Raw genomic sequence first — 19116 nt, forward strand, 5'->3', positions numbered from 1 at the left:
CCGAAACGCGCCGCCTTGGCAATGCGCCGCCCTTTCCAGGGGCGGGAATCGGTATTATGGGGATGGTCGGCCGGGAACACCCGGCGTTCGAGGTTGTTGCATGTCCGATACCAATGCTTTCGTGCCGCTGCTGCTCGACTGGTTCGCCGCCAACCGCCGGGACCTGCCCTGGCGCCGCTCCTGCGATCCCTATGCCGTCTGGGTCTCGGAGATCATGGCCCAGCAGACGCAGATGGACCGCGTGGTGGCCTATTTCAACCGCTTCATGGCCCGTTTTCCTGACCTCGCCAGCCTGGCCGCCGCCGACGAGGACGCGGTGCTCAAGGCCTGGGAGGGGCTTGGCTACTACAGCCGGGCGCGCCATCTCCTGGCCGCCGCCCGCCATATCGTGGCGGCGCACGGCGGCGTCTTTCCCACCACCTTCGAGGCCATCCGGGCTCTGCCGGGGGTGGGCGACTACACGGCCGGGGCCGTGGCCAGCATCGCCTGCGGCCTCGACGCCGTGGCCGTGGACGCCAATGTCCTGCGCGTGCTGGCCCGGGTGTACGACATCGACACGCCCATCAAGGAACCGGCCGGCAAGGCCCGGGCCATGGAACTGGCGCGTGCCCTGCTGCCCCCGGGCCAGGCCGGGGCGTTCAACGAGGCGCTCATGGAATTCGGGGCGCTGGTGTGCCGCCCAAAAAACCCGGACTGCTCCGGCTGCCCCGTGGCGACAATCTGCCAGGCCAGGCACCTGGAGATCGTGACCGACCGGCCCGTTTTAAGCAAATCCAAGGATATCAACCCGATCCTGGTGGCCACCGGGGTCCTTCTCCATCAGGGGCGCATTTTCATCCAAAAACGCCTGCCGGCCGGGGCCTGGGCCAACTTGTGGGAATTCCCGGGCGGGCGCATCGAGGCGGGCGAAACGCCCGAGGCGGCCATCGTGCGGGAATTTCGCGAGGAAACGGATTTCACGACCCGCGTCGCCGCCAAACTCGGTGTCATCCGCCACGGCTACACCACCTACCGGGTGACGCTGCACTGCTTCCTGCTCCATCTTGGCGGGGGCAACGGTGCCGCGACACTGCCCGAAGCCAGGCTGACCGCCGCCCAGGAGAGCCGTTGGGTCGCGCCCGAGGCCCTCGCCCGCTTCGCCTTTCCGGCGGGCCACCGCAAGCTCATCGACCAGATGGCCAACAGTTTGTGGTTGGCCTAAATAAAAACGAAACGCATTTTGCCCTGTTGCGTCTTGACGGCCGGCCGCCGGCTTGCCATGACCCCCCGAAACAAACGACGGGAGCTGCATGAGCGACACCTTGGACGCGCTTCGCATCGCCGGGGAAGACAAACGCGGCCCAGGCGCCGGCCCGGGCCGACGCCGACGCCGCCTCTGGCCGATCCTCCTGGCCCTGTTGCTTGCGGCCGGGGTGGCCGCCTGGGCGCTGTCGCCGCGCACTTTCGACGTCCAGGCCGCGACCGTCAGCCCGGCCTATCCCTCGCGCGCCGTGACCAAACTCACGGCCAGCGGCTACATCGTGGCCCAGCGCAAGGCCGCCCTGGCCACCAAGGCAACGGCCCAACTCGTCTGGCTCGGCGTGGAGGAAGGCAGCCGGGTCAAAAAGGGCGAGGTCGTGGCCCGCCTGGAAAGCGCCGACGTCGAGGCCGCCCGCCAGCAGGCCCGCCACGACAGGGAAGCGGCCGACCACCAGGTCGCCGCGGCCGAGGCCGAACTGACCGACGCGCGCATCCATTTCGGGCGCATGAAAAAACTCGTGGCCGGCGACTACGTGGCCCGCGCCGACTACGACACGGCCAAGGCCCGCCTGGACAAGGCCCAGGCCGCCCTGGACCAGGCCAAGGCCAACAAGAACGCCCGGGCCGAGGCCCTCAACCGCGCCGAGGCCGAGCTGACCTACACCGACCTGGAAGCCCCCTTCGACGCGGTGGTGCTGACCAAAAACGCCGACGTGGGCGACATCATCTCGCCGCTGGGCGCCTCGTCCACCTCGAAAGCCGCCGTGGTCAGCATCGCCGACATGTCTTCCCTGGCCGCCGAGGTCGACGTCTCGGAATCGAGCCTGCGCGAGGTCACGGTGGGCGAGCCCTGCGAGATCCTGCTCGACGCCATCCCCAGTGAACGTTTTCCCGGCACGGTCCACATGATCGTGCCCACGGCCGACCGCACCAAGGCCACGGTGCTGGTCAAGGTCCGCTTCGACGCCCTGGACCCGCGCGTGCTGCCGGAAATGAGCGTCAAGGTGGCCTTTCTGTCGCGGCCGCTGACCCCGCAGGAACGCACGCCCCGCCTGGCCGTGCCGGCCACCGCCCTGACGCGCCGCGACGGCCGGGATGCCGTGTTCGTGATCGAGGGCGGCAAGGCCGTGCTTACCCCCGTCACCCTCGGCGAGGCCCTCGGTGACCTGCGCGAGGTGACCTCGGGGCTTGCCGCCGGCCAGAAGGTGGTGCTGTCCCCGCCGGCCAAGCTCGCCTCCGGGGATGCCGTGACCCTGGCCGAGGGCTAACGGGCGCCCTTGAAAACACTTCGTATCTTCAAATAATGATGCAAGCGTGTTGCCCCATGAGCGAACCCACTGCCACTCCCCGGGCGCCGCACGAACCGGCCCTGACCGCGCCGGGCCAAGCCGCCCCCCTGGCCGGGGACACCGCGTTCGACCGGCTCCTGCGCACGGTGCGCGACAGCGGCCTGGCCCACGTCGTCCACGCCCACCCGGCCACGCGCACCGTGGAGGAAGCGGCGCATAACCTCGATTTCGACACCGCGCGCATCGTCAAGACCATCGCCTTCGGCCGGCGGGGCGGCGGGCCGGCCCTGGCGGCCCTGCGGGGCACGCGCCGGGTGGCCTATCCGGGCCTGGCCGGGCTTTTGGGGGTGTCGCGCCGGGACCTGCGCGCCCTTTCCCCCGAAGAGGTCCTGGCCTGCCTCGGGGTCGCGCCGGGCAGCGTCTCGCCCGTGCCGCTGATTGCCGGCATTCCCCTTTTCCTCGATACCGACGTCCTTTCCATCGCCCCCACGCTCTACTGCGGCCTGGGCCGGCCGGACCGCACCCTGGAAATCGCCCCGGCCGACTTGGCGGCCCTTTGCGGCGCGACCCTCGGCGCTTTTTCCAAGGCCGCCCCGGAGGGGACGCCATGACCGCCGCGCCCGGCCCGCTGATCGCCATCAGCCACCTGTCCAAATCCTACCGGCGCGGCGACCAGGTCATCCCTGTGCTCACCGACATCACCTTCGACATCGCCGCCGGCGAGTTCCTGGCGCTGATCGGCCCGTCCGGCTCGGGCAAATCGACGCTTTTAAACTGCATCGCCGGCATCGATGCGGTGGATTCGGGCTCCATCGTCATCGGCGGCACGGACGTGACGACCCTAAGCGAAGGCGATCTGGCCCGCTGGCGCAGCCGCCACGTCGGCTTCATCTTCCAGTTCTACAACCTCATCCCTGTGCTCACCGCCCTGGAAAACGTCGAGCTCCCCCTGCTTTTGACCGCCCTTTCCGGCCGGCAGCGCCACGACCACGCCCTGGCGGCCCTGGAGGCCGTGGGCCTGCCCGACCGGGCCGACCACAAGCCGGCCCAGCTCTCCGGCGGCCAGCAGCAACGCGTGGCCATCGCCCGGGCCATCGTCACCGACCCGGACATCATCGTGGCCGACGAGCCCACCGGCGACCTGGACCGCCACAGCGCCGCCGACATCATGGCCCTCATGGGGCGCCTCAACCGGGAGCTCGGCAAGACCATCGTCATGGTCACCCACGACCAGCGGGCCGCCGCCGCCGCCCACCTGGTACGCGAGCTCGACAAGGGCGAACTGCGTGTTGCTCCTTAGGCTGATCCTCAAAAACACCTTCCGCCACCGCCTGCGGGCGGTGCTGACCATGGCCGGGGTGGCCATTGCGCTGACGGCCTTCGGGCTCATGCGCACGGTCCTCGACGCCTGGAACGCCGGGGTTTCGGCCTCCTCGGCCAACCGGCTCGTCACCCGAAACGCCGTCTCCCTGACCCAGCCCCTGCCCTACGCCTACAAGGGCCGCATCCGCCAGGTCACCGGGGTGAGCATCGTCGCCGCCGGCAACTGGTTCGGCGGCATCTACCTGGACGAAAAAAACTTCTTTGCCAATTTCGCCGTGGAGGCCGAGGATTTCTTCAAGCTCTACCCCGAGCTCGTGGTCGGCCCGGCCGAGCAGAAGGCCTTCACCATGGACCGCAAGGCCGCCATCATCGGCCGCAAGTTGGCCGAGCGCTTCCACTGGCGCCTGGGCGATACCGTTACGCTTCGCGGCACCATCTTTCCCGGCCAGTGGCCCCTGACCATCCGGGCCATCTACAAGGGGGCCCGGCCCGACACCGACGAAACCGTGCTCTACATGCACTGGGCCTACATCGACGAGGTCATGAAAAAGACCAGCCCGCGCCGGGCCGGCCAGACCGGCTTTTTCATGATCGGCATCGACGACGCCACCCGGGCGGCGGAAATCTCCAAGGCCATCGACGGGCTGTTCGTCAATTCCCAGGCCGAGACCCTGACCGAGACCGAAAAGGCCTTCCAGATGGGCTTCGTGTCCATGAGCGAGGCCATCCTGGCCGCTATCACCGCCGTGTCCTACGTGGTCATCGGCATCATCCTGGCCGTGGCCGCCAATACCATGGCCATGTCGGCCCGGGAGCGGCTGGGGGAATTCGCGGTCATGAAGACCCTGGGCTTCGCCGGGCCTTCCCTGGCCCTCATGCTCCTGGCCGAGTCGCTTCTGCTGTCGCTATCCGGCGCCGCCCTGGCCATGGCCGCCCTGCCGGTCATCGCCGACGCCTTCGCCACCCACCTGGCCCAGTATTTCCCCATTTTCCTCGTCTCGCGCCAGACCATGATCCTTATCCCCGCCTTCGGGGCGCTGGTCGGCCTTTTGGCCGCCGTGGCCCCGGCCGCCCGGGTGGGTTCGGTGCGCATCGCCGAGGCCTTCCGGAGGATCGGCTGATGGCCGTGCCCCTGGCCTATTCCTGGCGCAACCTCATGACGCGGCGCGTGACCACGGCGCTTACCGCCGGCGGCATGGCGCTGGTGGTCTTCGTGTTCACGGCCACGCTCATGCTGGCCGAAGGCCTGCGGCTGACGCTTGTGGCCACCGGTTCGCCCGGAAACGTCATCGTGCTGCGCAAGGGCTCCGAGACCGAGGTCCAAAGCGGCATCGAGCGGCCGGCCGCCTCGGTCATGACCGTGCGGCCCGAGGTGGCCACCGGCGCCGACGGCCGTCCCCTGGCCGCCCGGGAATCGGTGGTGCTCATCGGCCTGACGAAAAAATCCACGGGCAAGACCTCCAACGTGGTCATCCGGGGCACCGAACCGGCCTCGCTGGCCCTGCGGCCGCAGGTGCGCCTAGCGGCCGGCCGGCTGCCCCGGCCGGGCAGCCCGGAAATCATGGTGGGCACGGTGGTGGCCAAGGGCTTCGAGCGGGCCGGCATCGGCGACAGCCTGCGCTTCGGCAAGCGGGACTGGACCATCGTCGGCATCTTCGACGCCGGGCATACCGGCTTTTCCTCGGAGATCTGGGGCGACGCCGACCAGCTCATGCCGGCCTTCGGCCGGGGGGCTTATTCCATCGTGGTGGCCGCCCTGCGCGAGCCCGGGCTTTTTGGCGCCTACAAGGAGGCGGTGGAGGCCGACCCGCGGTTGCAGGCCGAAGTCTGGAACGAAGTTCGCTACTACGAGAAGCAGTCGGACATGATGCGCAAGTTCCTGACCGTGCTCGGCGTGGCCCTTACGGCCATCTTTTCGCTGGGGGCGATGATCGGGGCGACCATCACCATGTATTCGGCCGTGGCCAACCGCGTGCCGGAGATCGGCACCCTGCGCGCCCTGGGGTTTTCCCGGGGCAGCATCCTGGCCGCCTTTCTGCTGGAGTCGCTGTTCCTGGGGTTGCTCGGCGGCCTGTGCGGCGTGGCCCTGGCCGGCGGACTGTCCTTCCTCACGTTTTCCACCACCAACTTCCAGACCTTCTCCGAACTGGCCTTCCGCTTCGCCCTGGCACCCTGGATCGTGGCCCTGTCCCTGGCCTTTTCCCTGGTCATGGGCGTGGTCGGCGGCTTCTTGCCGGCCGTGCGGGCGGCGCGCCTCAATATCGTTTCGGCCCTGCGCCAGGCCTGAGTTTCGCCATCAAAATCGTTTCGACCTTGCGCCAGGCTTGAACTTCGCCATCAAAACGTCACAGGCCGCGGCGTGCCGCGCCCGACCCTTCGCGCTATGCTTCCCGCGCCGCCCGCCCGGTCACCGGCGCGGGCCAGCCCCATGCGCGCGAGGCCCCTCATGCTCAGGCACATGCGACCCCAACAGGTCAAAGCCAACCAGGAATTCGGCACCGTCTCCTATGTCGGCCCGGCCAAGGCCTTTTCCCCCTACGTCAGCGTCATCGTCTACGGCGACGGCACCTTCGCCGAGACACGCTACGAAAACGGCCAGCACCCGCTCATCCCGCCGCCGGCCGACGACCGGGTGGTCTGGGTGCGGGTGGTCGGCGTCCACGACATCGCGGTCATCAAGTCCGTGGGCGAAGCCATCGAAATGCCCTCCACCCTCATGGAGGACATCGCCGACACCACCCAGCGGCCCAAGTACGAGGAATTCGGCGACGCCATGTTCATGGTCCTCAAAATCATCGACATGGACCGGGCCCAGGAGACGCCGACGGCCGAACAGGTCAGCCTGGCCATGGACGGCGCGGCCGTAGTCACCTTCCAGGAAAACGCCGCCAATATCTGGGACAGCTACCTGGAGCGGCTGCGCAAGGGCCGCCACCTGGGCAAGTCCGACCCGCACTACCTCATGCTCGCCCTGCTCGACGTCATCGTCGACCGCTACATGATCACGCTCGGCAAGCTCGGCGACAAGGCCGAGATGCTCGAGGAGCTGCTCTTCGAAGCCCAGACCGAGGAAACCTTGTCGGAATTCTACAACCTCAAGCGCGAGACGGCCTATCTGCGCCGCTACATCTGGCCGCTGCGCGAGGTGCTGCAGGCGCTGTCGCACAAGAAGCACTCGAAAAAGGTCAGCGACTACGCCAAATCCTACCTGCGCGAGATCGTGGACCACGTGAAAACGGTGGTGGAAACGGTGGACACCCTCAACCAGATCGCCACCAGCATGATCGACGTCTACTCGTCCGTGGCCGACATGCGCATGAACATGGTGATGAAGGTGCTGACGGTCATCGGCACGATTTTTTTGCCGCTGACCTTCATCACCAGCCTCTACGGCATGAATTTCGAGAACATGCCCGAGCTCAAATGGCGCTACGGCTACTACATCATCCTGGCCTTCATGCTGGCCTTGTCCATCGGCATGCTGGCCTGGTTTCGCAAGAAGAAGTGGCTGTAGCCCGGTCGGCGGGCCGGCCTGGGCTGGCCTGAAAAGGTGGCCGCAGCCGGAGGCCTTGGCGAAAAGGCCGGACGCGGAGGGCCGGAAGGGATCATGCCCGAGCCGCCTCCCGCCGGTATGGGCAGGGGGCAGTCTCGCCGGACAAGGAGGTCCGGAAGGGGCCACGCCCCTCCCGGCCGCCCGAAAGCGTTCCTCCCTTCCCCTCTCTAAAGAGCCCGGCCGCCGGTTTCGCCGGTGCGGATGCGCACGGCCTCGCCCAGGTACAGGACGAAGATCTTGCCGTCGCCCACCTCGCCGGTATGGGCGGCGGCGCGGATGGCCGCCACGACTTCCCGCACTTGCCCGTCCTCCACCACCAGCGTGACCTTGACTTTCGGCACGAAATCCACGGCGTACTCCGCGCCCCGGAAGACCTCGACGTGTCCCCGCTGGCGGCCAAATCCCCGGGCCTCCTCCACGGTCAGGCCCGAAATGCCGCAATCGGCCAGCGTGTCCGCGACCTCGGCCAGTTTGGACGGCCGGATCACGGCCTCGATGCGTTTCATACGCCTCCACCGGTCCCGGTCGTATGGACCGGTACCGGAGCAAAGGTTGCCGCTACTCGCCGTAGGCGGCTTCGGTGTGCTCCGAAAGGTCGAGGCCGATGGTCTCGGCCTGGGGCGCCAGGCGCAGGCCCATGGCGGCGCGGATGGCGACCAGGAGCAGCCAGCTGACCACGAAGGCGAAAAGCCCCACCACGACCACGGCCAAGGCCTGAACGCCGAACTGGGCGGCATTGCCGCTGGCCCATCCGTCGGCCCCGGCCGGGTTGACCAACTTGCTGGCGGCAATGCCCACCAGCAGCGTGCCGAGCACCCCGCCTACACCGTGGATGCCGACCACGTCCAGGCTGTCGTCGAAGCGCATCCGGGCCTTGCACAGCACCGCGCCGTAGCAGACAAGCCCGGCCAGCATGCCGATGGCCACGGCCCAGCCCGGCGAGACGAAACCGGCGCCCGGGGTGATGGTGGCCAGGCCGGCCACGGCCCCGGAAGCGGCGCCAAGGGTCGTGGGCTTGCCGCGATGCCACCATTCGATGCCGCACCAGGTGGCCATGCCGGCCATGCCGCCGAGGTGGGTGGCGGCGAAGGCCCCGGCGGCCACGCCGTCGGCGGCCAGGGCGCTGCCGGCGTTGAAGCCGAACCAGCCGAACCACAACAGGCCCGTGCCCAGAAGCGTCATGGGCAGGTTGTGGGGCACGATCTGATGGCGGCCGTGGTCCTTGCGCGGCCCGGTGGCCAGGACGGCGGCCAAGGCGGCCGCGCCGCAGGTCAGGTGCACGACGATGCCGCCGGCGAAGTCCAGCACGCCCAGTTCCTTAAGCCACCCGCCGTTGCCCCAGACCCAATGGCAGACCGGATTGTAGACGAGGATGGTCCAGGCCAGGGAAAAGACCAGGAACGGCCCGAAGCGCAGGCGCTCGGCCACGGCCCCGGTGATCAGCGCCGGGGTGATGGCCGCGAACATGCACTGGAACATGGCGAAGGCGATATGGGGGATGGTGCCGGCGTAGTCCGGGTTGGGGGCCGCGCCCACGCCGGAAAGCCCGGCCCAGGCCAGGGAGCCGATGAGCCCCTTGACGTCCGGCCCGAAGGACAGGGAGTAGCCGAGGTAGACCCACTCGAAGGTGACCAGGGAAATGAGGATGAAGCTTTGCATGATGGTGCCGAGCACATTTTTCTTGCGTACCATGCCGCCGTAGAAAAGGGCCAGTCCCGGGATCATGAGCAGCACCAGGGCCGCGCTGATCAAGACAAAGGCCGTGTCGCCGTTTTGTAGCATCTCGCCCCCCAAAAAAGTTTGGCCGGCCACTAGCATGGCGGCAGGCTTGGGGCAAATGCCCGAATTGTCAAATGCGCCGCTCTTTTCTCGACCCTGTCCCGGCAGACCGGGCCTGTCGCGGCTCGGGCCACCAAGCCGGCCAGTCGCGCGGAGGGATACGTGGCGAAGGAAACCGGAAGCGCGTCACTAATATTTCAAATATGTAATCAAAAGACGACGCGGACTTGACCAAAAAGGTCGACGTGGCCGGCGAACGCGGGCGAACGGCAAAACCCGGTCCGAGGGGAGGGATTCCGGGCCTCGAAAAGCCGCAAACCTCGGAAAAACAGAAGCCGATATCCAAAAATGCAAAAACCGGGGCAGGACGGTCGTACCCTGCCCCGGCGTGAAAATGCCGTGATCTTGCGAAACCGTCGATCCGGGCGCGGCCCTCTACCGGGAAAGCGTTCCCCGATAGGCGTCGAGGCTTTCGATACCCAATTCGGCCATGAGTTCCGGCAGGCGCGCGGCTATGTGAAAGGCCATGTCCGGGCGCATGAAGTTGGCCGTGCCGATCTGCACGGCGTGCGCCCCGACCAGGATGAATTCCAGCACGTCCTCGGCCGAACTGATGCCGCCCACGGCAATGACCGGGGCCGAGACGGCCTGGCAGACCTGCCAGACGCAGCGCAGGGCCACGGGCTTGATGGCCGGGCCGGACAGGCCGCCGATGACATTGGCCAGGCGGGGTTTGCGCGAGCGGATGTCCACGGCCATGCCGGTGAGCGTATTGATGCAGGTCAGGGCGTCGGCGCCGCCGAGCACCGCCGCCCGGGCGATGGCCACGATGTCCGTGACGTTGGGCGAGAGCTTGACCCACACGGGCGTGTCGCCGGCCCGCTTCTTGACGGCCTCGGTCAGCCGGCCGGCCATGGCCGGGTCCTGGCCGAAGGCGATGCCGCCGGCTTTCACGTTGGGGCAGGAGATGTTAACCTCGAGGGCGGCCACGCCCGGGGCGGCGGCCAGCACCCCGGCCAGTTCGGCGAATTCGTCGGCGTCGCAGGCGTAGAGGTTGGCCACGATGGGCGTTGCGTCGTGGGGCAGGCGCGGCAGCTTGTCGCGAAGGAAGGTGGCCACGCCGCAGTTTTGCAGGCCGATGGCGTTGAGCATGCCGCAGGGCGTCTCGGCGATGCGCGGCATGGGGTTGCCCAGCCGGGGTTTGAGCGAGAGCCCCTTGACCACGATGCCGCCGAGGTTGCGCAAATCGCCGTAGGGGGCGAATTCCAGGCCGTAGCCGAAGGTGCCCGAGGCGGTGAGGACCGGGTTTTTGAGCGCCAGCCCGGCCAGGCGCACGGCAGTGTCCACGCTCATGCCTCCTCCGCCAGGGCCAGTTCCTCGACCCAGAAGACCGGCCCCTCGGTGCAGGTCTGGACATAGGCGCCCAGGGCGTTTTTCTCGACGCACCCAAGGCACCCGCCCACGCCGCAGGCCATGCGGTTTTCCAGCGACACCTGCGCCCGGGCGCTGTATTTGCGGGCCAGCCTGGCCACGGTGAGCAGGAAGGGGCGCGGCCCGCAGGCCAGGACCAGCCCGTCGGCCTGGCCGGCGATGGCCGCGTCCAGGCGTTCGATAAAGGCCGGCAGGTCGTCCGGCGTGCGTTCCTCGAAGGCCTCGGCCCGGCCGATGCACGCCGCCATCTCGGCGAAGGGATAGCAGGACAGGGGCTGGCGGTGGCCGAACAGCAGGGTCAGCCCGGACGGGGCCGGATGGGTGGCCGCGTATTCCACGAAGGGGGCCAGGCCCACCCCGCCGGCCAGCAGCAACGTGGGCAGTTCCGGCTCCAGGGCGAAGCCCTGGCCCAGCGGCCCCCAGACCGTGACGACGTCGCCGGCGGACAAGGCGCACAGGATGTCCGTCCCCCGGCCGCAGGCCTGGACGAACAGCGTCAGCCTGTCCTGCGTCAGCCGGCAGAGGGAAAAGGGGCGCGGCCAGACCGGGTTTTGCCCGAACCGCAACGGCCGGACCATGACGAACTGGCCGGCCACGGCCGGGCCGAAGCCGGGATTTTCCAATTCCAACAGATAGCAGCCGTACGCCGCCCCCTCGGGTCCGACCGGAGCCACGGACAGAAGGCGGACGTCGCGGCATGCGCCGCTTTGAGCCAAGCGTCACCTCGCAAAAAAGGGTTGCGGCCTTGTAGCGCCTTTGCCCCGGCTTGTAAAACGGCCGCCCAGCCCCGGCGGCGGTTCCAGGCCGGCCAACGGGGTCCTTGAACTCGGGCGACCTTGTCCGTAGTGTGGGCAGGCACGACACCCGCCGCCCGGACACGCCCCCGGGCGCCCCACGAGGAACCGCATGGGCCAAGACATCGACCGCGACGACGACGAACGCGACTCCCCGCTCAAGACCTTCCACAAGGGCGCCCTGCTGTTCCGTGAAGGCCAGGTCAGCGACGTGGCCTATATCATTAAAAAGGGCCGGGTGGCCATCTACCGGGTGGTCAACAACAAGCGGCTGGGCCTGGGCGAGCGCGGCCCGGGCGAGATGGTCGGCGAGATGGGCGTCATCGCCGCCGAGGCGCGGGCCAGTTGCGCCGAGGCCCTGGAATATACCGAGGCCGTGGTGTGCGACCAGCGGCTTGTGCGCACGATGCTGCTCAAAAGCCCCCGGCCAGTGCAGCTGCTCACCGGCTACCTTGTCGAGCGGGTCAAGGCCCTGTCCGGCCAGATCACCGACCGGCCCTCGGGCAACGTCTTCTGGTCGGTGTGCCGCATGACGGCGCTTTGCTGGCAGGCGACCGTGCGCGGCGAAACCCAGAACCTCAGCTATGCCGAGCTGTCGCGCACGCTCAAGGACGTTTTGCTGGTGAGCCAAATCGAGATCGACGCGGTCTTCGAGCGCCTCAAGAAACTGCGCCTGGTCACACTCACCGAGATCAAGGGCGCGTTTACGCGCACCGACCCGTTGCTTGGCCACAAAAAGCCCGGCACGGCCTTCGTGCGCGACCGGGTCCTGCGCCTGCCCGACGTGGACCACTTCCTGGGCGTGGCCAAGACCGTGGCCGCCGAATACCGGGACAACCCGGATTTCGCCGTGGACCTGGAATTTTTCGACCTCGCCGACTTCGCCCGGACCGCCGAGGCCTCGCCGGACATCCTGTACAAGAAGATCGGCTACCGGGAGATCCCCGAGGAGCTGTTTTTTTTCCACAAGGCCAAGACGCAGGCCTTCGTCGAGCGCATGGGCCGGGACTTTTTCAAGCAGGCCCGCCGGCCGCGCCTGACCGCCGCCGACCTGGAGCGCCTGGACGACATCTCCGGCGTCGACAACGCCACCCTGCAAGAGGCCTTCTCGGCCCTGGGCTTTCGCAAGGTGGCCGTGGCCCTGGCCGCCTGCGGCGAGGCGGCCCGGGAAAAAATCCTGCGCAACCTCTCGAAGAAAATCGCCGCCGTGGTCCGCGAGGAAGCCGCGTCCATGGGCGAGCCCGACGAGGACGAGGTCGCGGATGTGGAAAAAGATCTGCTCGACCGCATCAAAGCCATCAAGGGACTGGCCACGTGAACATCGCCACCGTCATCGGCATCGTCTTCGGCATCGCCATCCTCTCCTGCGCCACCTACTTCTCCACGGACAGCGCCGGCGTGTTCATCAACATCCCGGGGCTGGCCATCGTGCTGGGCGGGACGCTGGCCTCGACCTTCATCTGTTTTCCGCTCAAGGAAGTCACCCGCGTCTTCAACACCTTCCTGGTGGCGCTTAGGCGCGAGGAACTGCCCACGGACAACTACATTGAGGAGATCGTCTCCATCGCCCGCCAGGCCTCGACCCGGGGCAAGATCCACCTGGAGACGGCCCTGCCCGGCATCGAGAATGAATTTATGCAAAGCGCCATCCAGATGCTGGTGGACGGCTACTCGCGCGAGGAAATCCAGGAGATCCTCGACACCCGCATCGAGCAGACCTACCAGCAGGAACTGTCCTCGGCCGGCATCTACCGCACCATGGCCAAGCTCTCCCCGGCCTACGGGCTCATCGGCACGCTCATCGGGCTTATCGGCATGATGCAGTCCATGAGCGTGGGCCTGGGCAACCTCGGCGCCCACATGGCCGTGGCGCTCACCACCACCCTCTACGGCATCCTGCTCGCCAACCTCATTTTCCTGCCCATCGCCATCAAGGTGGAAAAGCTCATCGAGGAACGGGTGGTGCTCATGTGCGTCATCCGCGACGGTACGCTTTTTATCAAGGACAAGACCCCGGCCGCCATCGTGCTCGACAAGCTCAAGGCCTACCTGCCCACCCGGCGCTGGGCCTCCATCGGCCCACGCGACGGCGAGGCGGCCGGCTGATGGTCCCCACCCGGCGCAAGCCCGGCGCCTCGACGCTCAACCTCTCCGACCTGCGCAAGCAGCGCCACGACGAAGAGGACCTCTGGCCCATCTCCATGGCCGACATGATGACGCTTTTGCTGTGCTTTTTCCTGCTCATCGTGGCCGTGTCCCACGTGGACCTGGGCCGCTACGAGCGGGTGGCCGATTCCATGCAAAAAGCCATGGTCACGGACAAGCCGGCACCCAAGCAGCAACCGGTCAAAATGCCGCCCGTCACCGAACGGACCAGCCCGCCCAAACCCGCGCCGGCTCCCGCCCCAACGCCCGAACCGCCCAGCGTGCGGGCCAAGGTCGATCACACGACCCTCAAAAGCGAATCGCCCCCACTGGAGGCGGAAAAGCCCAAGGAGCAGCCTGCGCCGGCCGCCACGGCCGCGTCGGGGGAAAAGCCGCATGCCCCGGAGGCCAAACCCGCCCCGCTAACCGAAGCCAAGGCCACGGACACCAAGCCCGATGCCGAACGCACCGGCCCGACCAAAAAAAGCCTGGACGACATCCGCAAGGAACTGGCCGGCAAGCTCGACATCAAATCCGGGGCGGTGGAGATCGTGCCCCGGGAAAACGGCGTGGAACTCAATTTGCGCGGCGCGGCCTTCTTCGACCTGGCCAGCGCCGATATCAAGCCCGGCGGGCTGCCGCTTTTGCGCGACATCGCCACGACCCTGGCCGGTACGCCCTACAAGGTGACCGTGGAAGGCCACACCGACAACCTGCCCATGGAATCCTGGCTCTACCCGTCCAACTGGGAACTGTCCTCGGCCCGGGCCAGCCGGGTGGCGCGCTTCCTCATCGACCACGGCGTGCCGCGCGACCACCTGCGCGTGGAAGGGCTGGCCGATACCCTGCCCCTCGCCCCCAACACCGACCCCACCGGTCGGCCCATCCCGGAAAACCAGGCCAAGAATAGGCGGGTGGTGATCCTGGTCAGCCCGTAGGCGGGGGAAAAAGATGCCTCCGGCGGCCAGGGGCTTTGCCCCTGGACCCCACCGGGGGGCATGATGCCCCCCGGACCCCCTCGACGGGGGAGGCTGGCGGAAAGCGGGTGGAGGCGTGGTTGGCGGGCGGTTGTCCGTCGGCGAGGCCGGAATTGCGCCTTTCGATGCCGTCGCTGCGCTCCTGGCTCGAAAGGCGCAATTCCGGCCTCGCAGGGCCGTCGCCCCTTCGGGGCGAGGTTATGGAATTATTGCTTTGGAAACCTTTTCCTGAAATGCGGCGCTTCGCCGCTGGCGCCCGTGGTCGCGGAAATGGCCAGGCCGAGCTGGCCGGCTTTGCGGCCTGCATCGGCCTGGCCATTTCCGCGACCACAACGACCGACGCCCCGCCGCCCACCGTTCCCGACCACGCCTCCATCCGCCCCGTCGGGGAGGTCCAGGAGGGGATCATCCCCTCCTGGCCGCCGGAGGCATCTTCCTCTTCGCCTCCCCTTCGCCTTCCCTTTGCCGTCCCTTCGCTCTCCCCTTAAAACTCCGGCCCCAACGTCCGCAGCGTCACCAGGCTGATCCTGGGATCGCGTTCCTTGGCCCAGAGTTTCAAGGCTTCGAGGGTCTCGGTGTAGGGGTGGCCGATGGCGATGGCCCGGCCGTGCTTTATGGCGTGGCGTTCGGCGGTCTTGAGCTGCCCGAGGATGGTGCGGGTATTGCGGACGTTGTCCAGGAAGACGGCCCGGCGGTAGAACGGCACCCCGGCGTGGCGCGCCGCCTCGGGCGCGGCCGAGACGGCCGAGGTCACCGAATCCATGAAGAAAAGCCCCCGGGCTTTGAGCACCGGCATGACCGCCGCCATGCCGGGGGCGCTGCTGGTGAATTCCGAGCCCATGTGGTTGTTGATGCCGATGGCTTGCGGCAGCTCGTCGAGGTTTTCGGACAGGGTAGCCTGGATGCGGGCCGTGTCCATGTCGGTGAATACGGCGCCCGGGCCGGGGTTGACCCTGGGGTAGGAGCCGGGCTGCATGGGCTGGTGCAGGATGACCTCGATGCCGCGCGCCGCCGCCTGGGCGGCCACGGCCCGGGTACGCGGCCGATGGGGCAGGATGGCCAGGGTCACCGGGATGGGCAGTTCCATGAGGTTGGTGGCCATGGCCGGATTGTCGCCGATGTCGTCGATGACCACGACCATGCGCGGCCCTTTGCCGACGTCGTTGGGCACGGGGTCGACGGGCCCGGACAGCCGGGGGTCGGCCGCCGCCCCGCCGTTTCCCCCGGGGAGGGTTGCCGGCGGCTGGACCAGGGCCCGCATTTCCGAAACGGGCGTGGCCGGCGGCGGCGCCGACTCCCGGCCGGCCAGGTGTTCCTCGAAGGGCAGGTCGGCCTGTTTCGACGCCCCGGCCGCCGGCGTCTGGGGCCGTGCGGACGGGGCGTCGCCCTTGGCCGGGCCGGTAGCCGGCCGGCGGATCTCGCCGGCCTTGGCTGTCGCCTGGCCCTTGCCGCCCCAAAGCGGCGGAAAGGGACGAAAGAGCACCACCGCGAGCACGGCCAGGCTGACGACCAGGGCCAGCCCGGCGAGAACCGCGACGTAGGGCCTGCCGGGGACAACGATATGGCGTTTGCCCCCGCCCTTGGCGCGCGCCGAAGATTTACCCGGCCCCTTGGCGGGTTGCTGCGGGGCCGACTTCGGCTTTCGCGACTTAGGGGGTGTAGGTTTTGATGGGGAAATACTTCACCAATTCCAGGGCGAGCTTGAGCTGATTGTCCCGGGCCAGCTGGTCGAGCAGCTTCTGCTTGGGATCGTCGGACGATTCGGCCTTCTTTTTCTTGTTCTCCAGGTGGCGGGACAGGTCGCGTTCCCGGAACTGGTGGTTGGCCGAGAGCTTGTCGCGGTCGGACTCGGTGTCCTGCAGGGGCACCTGGAAATCGGGCTCGATGCCCTCGGCCTGGATGGAACGGCCGTTGGGCGTGTAGTACAGGGCCGTGGTCAGCTTGATGCCCGAGCCGTCGGACAGCGGGATGACGGTCTGGACCGACCCCTTGCCGAAGGTCTTTTCACCCACGAGCAGGGCCCGCTTGTGGTCCTTGAGCGCCCCGGCCACGATTTCCGAGGCCGAGGCCGAGCCGGCGTTGATGAGCACCACCAGCGGCACGGACACGTCCGAGCCGTCGCCCTTGGCCGAGAAGACTTTTTCCTGGTCGGCGTTTTTGCCCTTGATGGACACGATCTGGCCCGAGGGCAGAAAGACGTCGGAGACGTTGACCGCCTGTTCGAGCAGGCCGCCGGGGTTGTTGCGCAGGTCGAGGATCACGCCTTTGAGGGTCTTGCCGCCCTTCTGGTAGTCGGAAAGGGCCTGCTTGAGCTCGGCGGTGGTGTTTTCATTGAAACGGGTGAGGCGCACGTAGAGGAAACCGGGCTCCACCTCGTTGCTTTTGACGCTGATGATCGGGATGGTGTCGCGCACCACCTTGACCTTGAAGGGCTTTTGCTGGTCCTTGTGAATCAGCGTCAGGGAGACGGGCTTGCCCTTGGGGCCGCGGATTTTCTGCACGGCGTCGACCAGGGTCATGTCCTGGGTGGACTCGCCCTCGATTTCCAGGATCACGTCGCCGGCCTTGATGCCGGCCTTGTCGGCCGGGGTGTCGTCGATGGGGGAAATGACCGTGAGCCGGCCGTTTTCCATGCTGATTTCGATGCCGATGCCGCCGAATTCACCGGAGGTGCTGACCTGCATCTCCTTGAATTCGTCCTTGGACAGAAAGCTCGAATGCGGGTCGAGCTGCTGGAGCATGCCGACGATGGCCCCGTCGATGAGTTCGTTGCGGGTGACGGGCTTGACGTAGTGGTTCTCCACCAGGTCCATGACCTGGCTGAAGCGCTTGAGCGGCGCGAAGCGGTCCTCGTCGTTTTTCGCGGCCAGGGCGACGGAGCCAAGAGCCAGGGAAAGGATCAGGAAAAAGGACACCTTGGTCAAACGACGCATACATTTCCTCCACGGCACGCGACACCCGCGCCCAATCGCGCAAGGCGGCGTCCCAACGGTCGTCAATCGCCCTATCGCCTCGCGGCGAGCCACTCCGCCGGATTAAGAGCTTTTTCCCGAAAACGCAATTCGAAATAGACTCCGTTGGCCTTGGCCGGCCCGCAAAAGCCCGCCCGGCCAAGCACCTCGCCCCGGGCGACCAGGTCGCCCTCGCCAACGCCCACCTGGCCCAGGCAGCCATAGACCGTGTGGCGGCGCGTGCCGTGGTCCAGGATAACGATGCGCCCCAGGCCCCGCAAGGCGCCGGTGAAGACCACCTGGCCGTCGGCCGCCGCAACCACCGGCGAGCCCTCGGCCACGGCCAGGACCACCCCCTGGCGCGGCGGGTTGGCCGACGGGGCAAAGCCCGCCGCCAGCCGCCCGGGCGACGGCCAGGCCAGGCCGCCGGTTGGGGCCACGAATTCCTTCGGTTCCAGGTCGGCCTCGCCCTCGGGAACCGTCAACGGGACCGGCCGGAGGCCTCGCACCTCCCGACTGGCCACCTCCCGGCCGGGCTCACGGGGCGAACGCGCGGCATCGCGCCGGGGCTCGGGCGTATTTCCCCCAGCCCTGGCTGCCGCGTCCGCCCCTTCGCCCGGGCCGGCCAGGGCTTCCAGCAACCGGCGCGTCCAGGTCCGCCGCCGGTCGCCCTCGGCCCAGTCGCGTTCCGTGCCGCCGTCGCCTCCGGCCAGGCGCATCCACAACGAGGCGAGCAAGGTCGACAGCCGGCTGCGGTCGGCCTCGCGCATCCCGGCCGCCCTGGCCTCGGGCCGTTTGGCCGCCACGGCCAGGCGGCTTGCGGCTGGAAGCGCCGCCTGGCACAAGGCCGCCGCGAGGAAAAACGCCACCAGCGCCCGGCCCCGCCTCACGGCAAGAACCCCTCAAGCGGGCAGCCCCGGCATTTCGGGCCGCGCGGCCGGCACCAGGCGTTGCCCACGCGCACGAACTGGGCGTGGAGTTCGTTATAAAGCGGCACCTCGGCCGGCAGGGCATCCATGAAAAGCTCCCGCAGTTCGTCGTAGCCGGCCTCTTCCGGGGCGAGCCCGTGGCGCGAGCAGATGCGCGCCGTGTAGGCGTCAACCACGAAGCTGGCAAAGCCCAGGCCGTAGAGCAAAATACTGTCCGCCGTTTCCGGCCCGACACCGCGAACGGCCAACAGCCCTTCCCGGGCGGCCGCCATGTCCCACTGCCCGAGCGTTTCGATCTCCCCGCCCAGGCTGTCGACGACAAAGGCAAGCAGGTTGCGCAGCCGGGCCGCCTTGACCCGGAAATGCCCGGCCGGCCGGCACAATTCCTCCAGGGCCGCCACCGGCAAGGCGCGAAGCCCCGCGGCCGAAAACGCGCCGCTGGCCTTGAGGTTGGCCACGGCCCGGCTGGCATTGGCCCAGTTGGTGTTCTGGGCCAACACGGCGCCCACGGCCATTTCAAAAGGGGTGTCCGCCGGCCACCAGCCGCTTGGCCCCAGGGCTTCGGCCATGGCGGCGTGCATCCGCAAAAAAAGGTCCCGCCGTTTCATCTCGCCCTCGCGGCCTCCCCGCCCCGTCCGTTTGCGCGGCCACGCCCGGCCGTCGCCAGTGCCTTTGCAAAATCCCGGCCGTCGTGTAAGGCCTTGCC

The 19116-nt window shown here is 68.0% G+C and carries 18 protein-coding genes; 10 read left to right on the forward strand and 8 right to left on the reverse strand.

Features of this window, described 5'->3' with window-relative positions; translation table 11 throughout:
* Positions 1 to 100: 100 nt before the first annotated feature.
* The 7 genes from ACP59X_RS14570 (at position 101) to corA (ending at position 7365) form a co-directional block, all read left to right on the forward strand.
* Positions 101 to 1201, forward strand: a complete 1101-nt coding sequence (locus ACP59X_RS14570) for an A/G-specific adenine glycosylase (protein ID WP_428559598.1) — start codon at positions 101 to 103, stop codon at positions 1199 to 1201.
* A gap of 88 nt (positions 1202 to 1289) precedes the next feature.
* Entirely contained in the window at positions 1290 to 2507 is a 1218-nt protein-coding gene (locus tag ACP59X_RS14575) for an efflux RND transporter periplasmic adaptor subunit (RefSeq protein ID WP_428559600.1), read from the forward strand.
* A gap of 56 nt (positions 2508 to 2563) precedes the next feature.
* Complete coding sequence (locus ACP59X_RS14580) at positions 2564 to 3139, forward strand: aminoacyl-tRNA deacylase (protein ID WP_428559602.1); 576 nt, start codon at positions 2564 to 2566, stop codon at positions 3137 to 3139.
* Entirely contained in the window at positions 3136 to 3828 is a 693-nt protein-coding gene (locus tag ACP59X_RS14585) for an ABC transporter ATP-binding protein (protein WP_428559604.1), read from the forward strand. Before ACP59X_RS14580 ends, ACP59X_RS14585 begins: the two co-directional genes overlap by 4 nt.
* On the forward strand, positions 3815 to 4972 hold the full coding sequence (locus ACP59X_RS14590; RefSeq protein WP_428559606.1) for an ABC transporter permease: 1158 nt from the start codon (positions 3815 to 3817) through the stop codon (positions 4970 to 4972). Before ACP59X_RS14585 ends, ACP59X_RS14590 begins: the two co-directional genes overlap by 14 nt.
* Positions 4972 to 6138 (forward strand): ABC transporter permease, encoded by a 1167-nt coding sequence (locus ACP59X_RS14595; protein WP_428559608.1) that lies wholly within the window; start codon positions 4972 to 4974, stop codon positions 6136 to 6138. The genes ACP59X_RS14590 and ACP59X_RS14595 overlap by 1 nt, the downstream gene beginning before the upstream one ends.
* A 159-nt stretch (positions 6139 to 6297) precedes the next feature.
* Positions 6298 to 7365 (forward strand): magnesium/cobalt transporter CorA, encoded by a 1068-nt coding sequence (gene corA, locus ACP59X_RS14600; RefSeq protein ID WP_428559611.1) that lies wholly within the window; start codon positions 6298 to 6300, stop codon positions 7363 to 7365.
* A gap of 206 nt (positions 7366 to 7571) precedes the next feature.
* On the opposite strand, the gene ACP59X_RS14605 is transcribed toward corA, so the two are convergent.
* The 4 genes from ACP59X_RS14605 to ACP59X_RS14620 all read right to left on the reverse strand — a co-directional run bounded on the left by ACP59X_RS14605 (position 7572) and on the right by ACP59X_RS14620 (position 11330).
* Positions 7572 to 7910 carry a P-II family nitrogen regulator gene (locus ACP59X_RS14605; RefSeq protein ID WP_428559613.1) on the reverse strand — a complete coding sequence of 113 codons (339 nt, stop codon included), beginning with the start codon at positions 7908 to 7910 and terminating at the stop codon, positions 7572 to 7574.
* Between the two features lie 52 nt (positions 7911 to 7962).
* Entirely contained in the window at positions 7963 to 9186 is a 1224-nt protein-coding gene (locus tag ACP59X_RS14610) for an ammonium transporter (protein WP_428559615.1), read from the reverse strand.
* 432 nt (positions 9187 to 9618) lie between these two features.
* Positions 9619 to 10536 (reverse strand): dihydroorotate dehydrogenase, encoded by a 918-nt coding sequence (locus ACP59X_RS14615; RefSeq protein ID WP_428559617.1) that lies wholly within the window; start codon positions 10534 to 10536, stop codon positions 9619 to 9621.
* Entirely contained in the window at positions 10533 to 11330 is a 798-nt protein-coding gene (locus ACP59X_RS14620) for an iron-sulfur cluster-binding protein (protein WP_428559619.1), read from the reverse strand. Before ACP59X_RS14620 ends, ACP59X_RS14615 begins: the two co-directional genes overlap by 4 nt.
* 190 nt (positions 11331 to 11520) lie before the next feature.
* Between ACP59X_RS14620 and ACP59X_RS14625 the strand changes: the two genes are divergently transcribed.
* From ACP59X_RS14625 to ACP59X_RS14635, 3 genes are read left to right on the forward strand one after another with little or no spacing between them, the layout of a single operon-like run.
* Positions 11521 to 12726: a cyclic nucleotide-binding domain-containing protein gene (locus ACP59X_RS14625; RefSeq protein ID WP_428559622.1), complete on the forward strand. Its 1206-nt coding sequence runs from the start codon at positions 11521 to 11523 to the stop codon at positions 12724 to 12726.
* Positions 12723 to 13514 carry a motility protein A gene (locus ACP59X_RS14630; RefSeq protein WP_428559624.1) on the forward strand — a complete coding sequence of 264 codons (792 nt, stop codon included), beginning with the start codon at positions 12723 to 12725 and terminating at the stop codon, positions 13512 to 13514. Before ACP59X_RS14625 ends, ACP59X_RS14630 begins: the two co-directional genes overlap by 4 nt.
* Positions 13514 to 14491, forward strand: coding sequence for an OmpA family protein (locus ACP59X_RS14635; protein ID WP_428559627.1), 978 nt, complete (start codon positions 13514 to 13516; stop codon positions 14489 to 14491). Before ACP59X_RS14630 ends, ACP59X_RS14635 begins: the two co-directional genes overlap by 1 nt.
* A gap of 523 nt (positions 14492 to 15014) precedes the next feature.
* Here the strand turns inward: ACP59X_RS14635 and ACP59X_RS14640 are convergent.
* The 4 genes from ACP59X_RS14640 to ACP59X_RS14655 form a co-directional block, all read right to left on the reverse strand.
* Positions 15015 to 16025: a divergent polysaccharide deacetylase family protein gene (locus ACP59X_RS14640; RefSeq protein ID WP_428559629.1), complete on the reverse strand. Its 1011-nt coding sequence runs from the start codon at positions 16023 to 16025 to the stop codon at positions 15015 to 15017.
* A gap of 154 nt (positions 16026 to 16179) precedes the next feature.
* Complete coding sequence (locus tag ACP59X_RS14645) at positions 16180 to 17463, reverse strand: S41 family peptidase (protein WP_428559632.1); 1284 nt, start codon at positions 17461 to 17463, stop codon at positions 16180 to 16182.
* Between the two features lie 71 nt (positions 17464 to 17534).
* Positions 17535 to 18350: a murein hydrolase activator EnvC family protein gene (locus ACP59X_RS14650; RefSeq protein WP_428559635.1), complete on the reverse strand. Its 816-nt coding sequence runs from the start codon at positions 18348 to 18350 to the stop codon at positions 17535 to 17537.
* Positions 18351 to 18367: 17 nt separating this feature from the next.
* The gene (locus ACP59X_RS14655) at positions 18368 to 19018 is read right to left on the reverse strand and encodes an endonuclease III domain-containing protein (protein WP_428559637.1); all 651 of its coding nucleotides are present in this window, start codon (positions 19016 to 19018) and stop codon (positions 18368 to 18370) included.
* Positions 19019 to 19116 lie beyond the last annotated feature (98 nt).

It is taken from the genome of Solidesulfovibrio sp. DCME (genome assembly GCF_049995385.1).
GTDB lineage: Bacteria > Desulfobacterota > Desulfovibrionia > Desulfovibrionales > Desulfovibrionaceae > Solidesulfovibrio.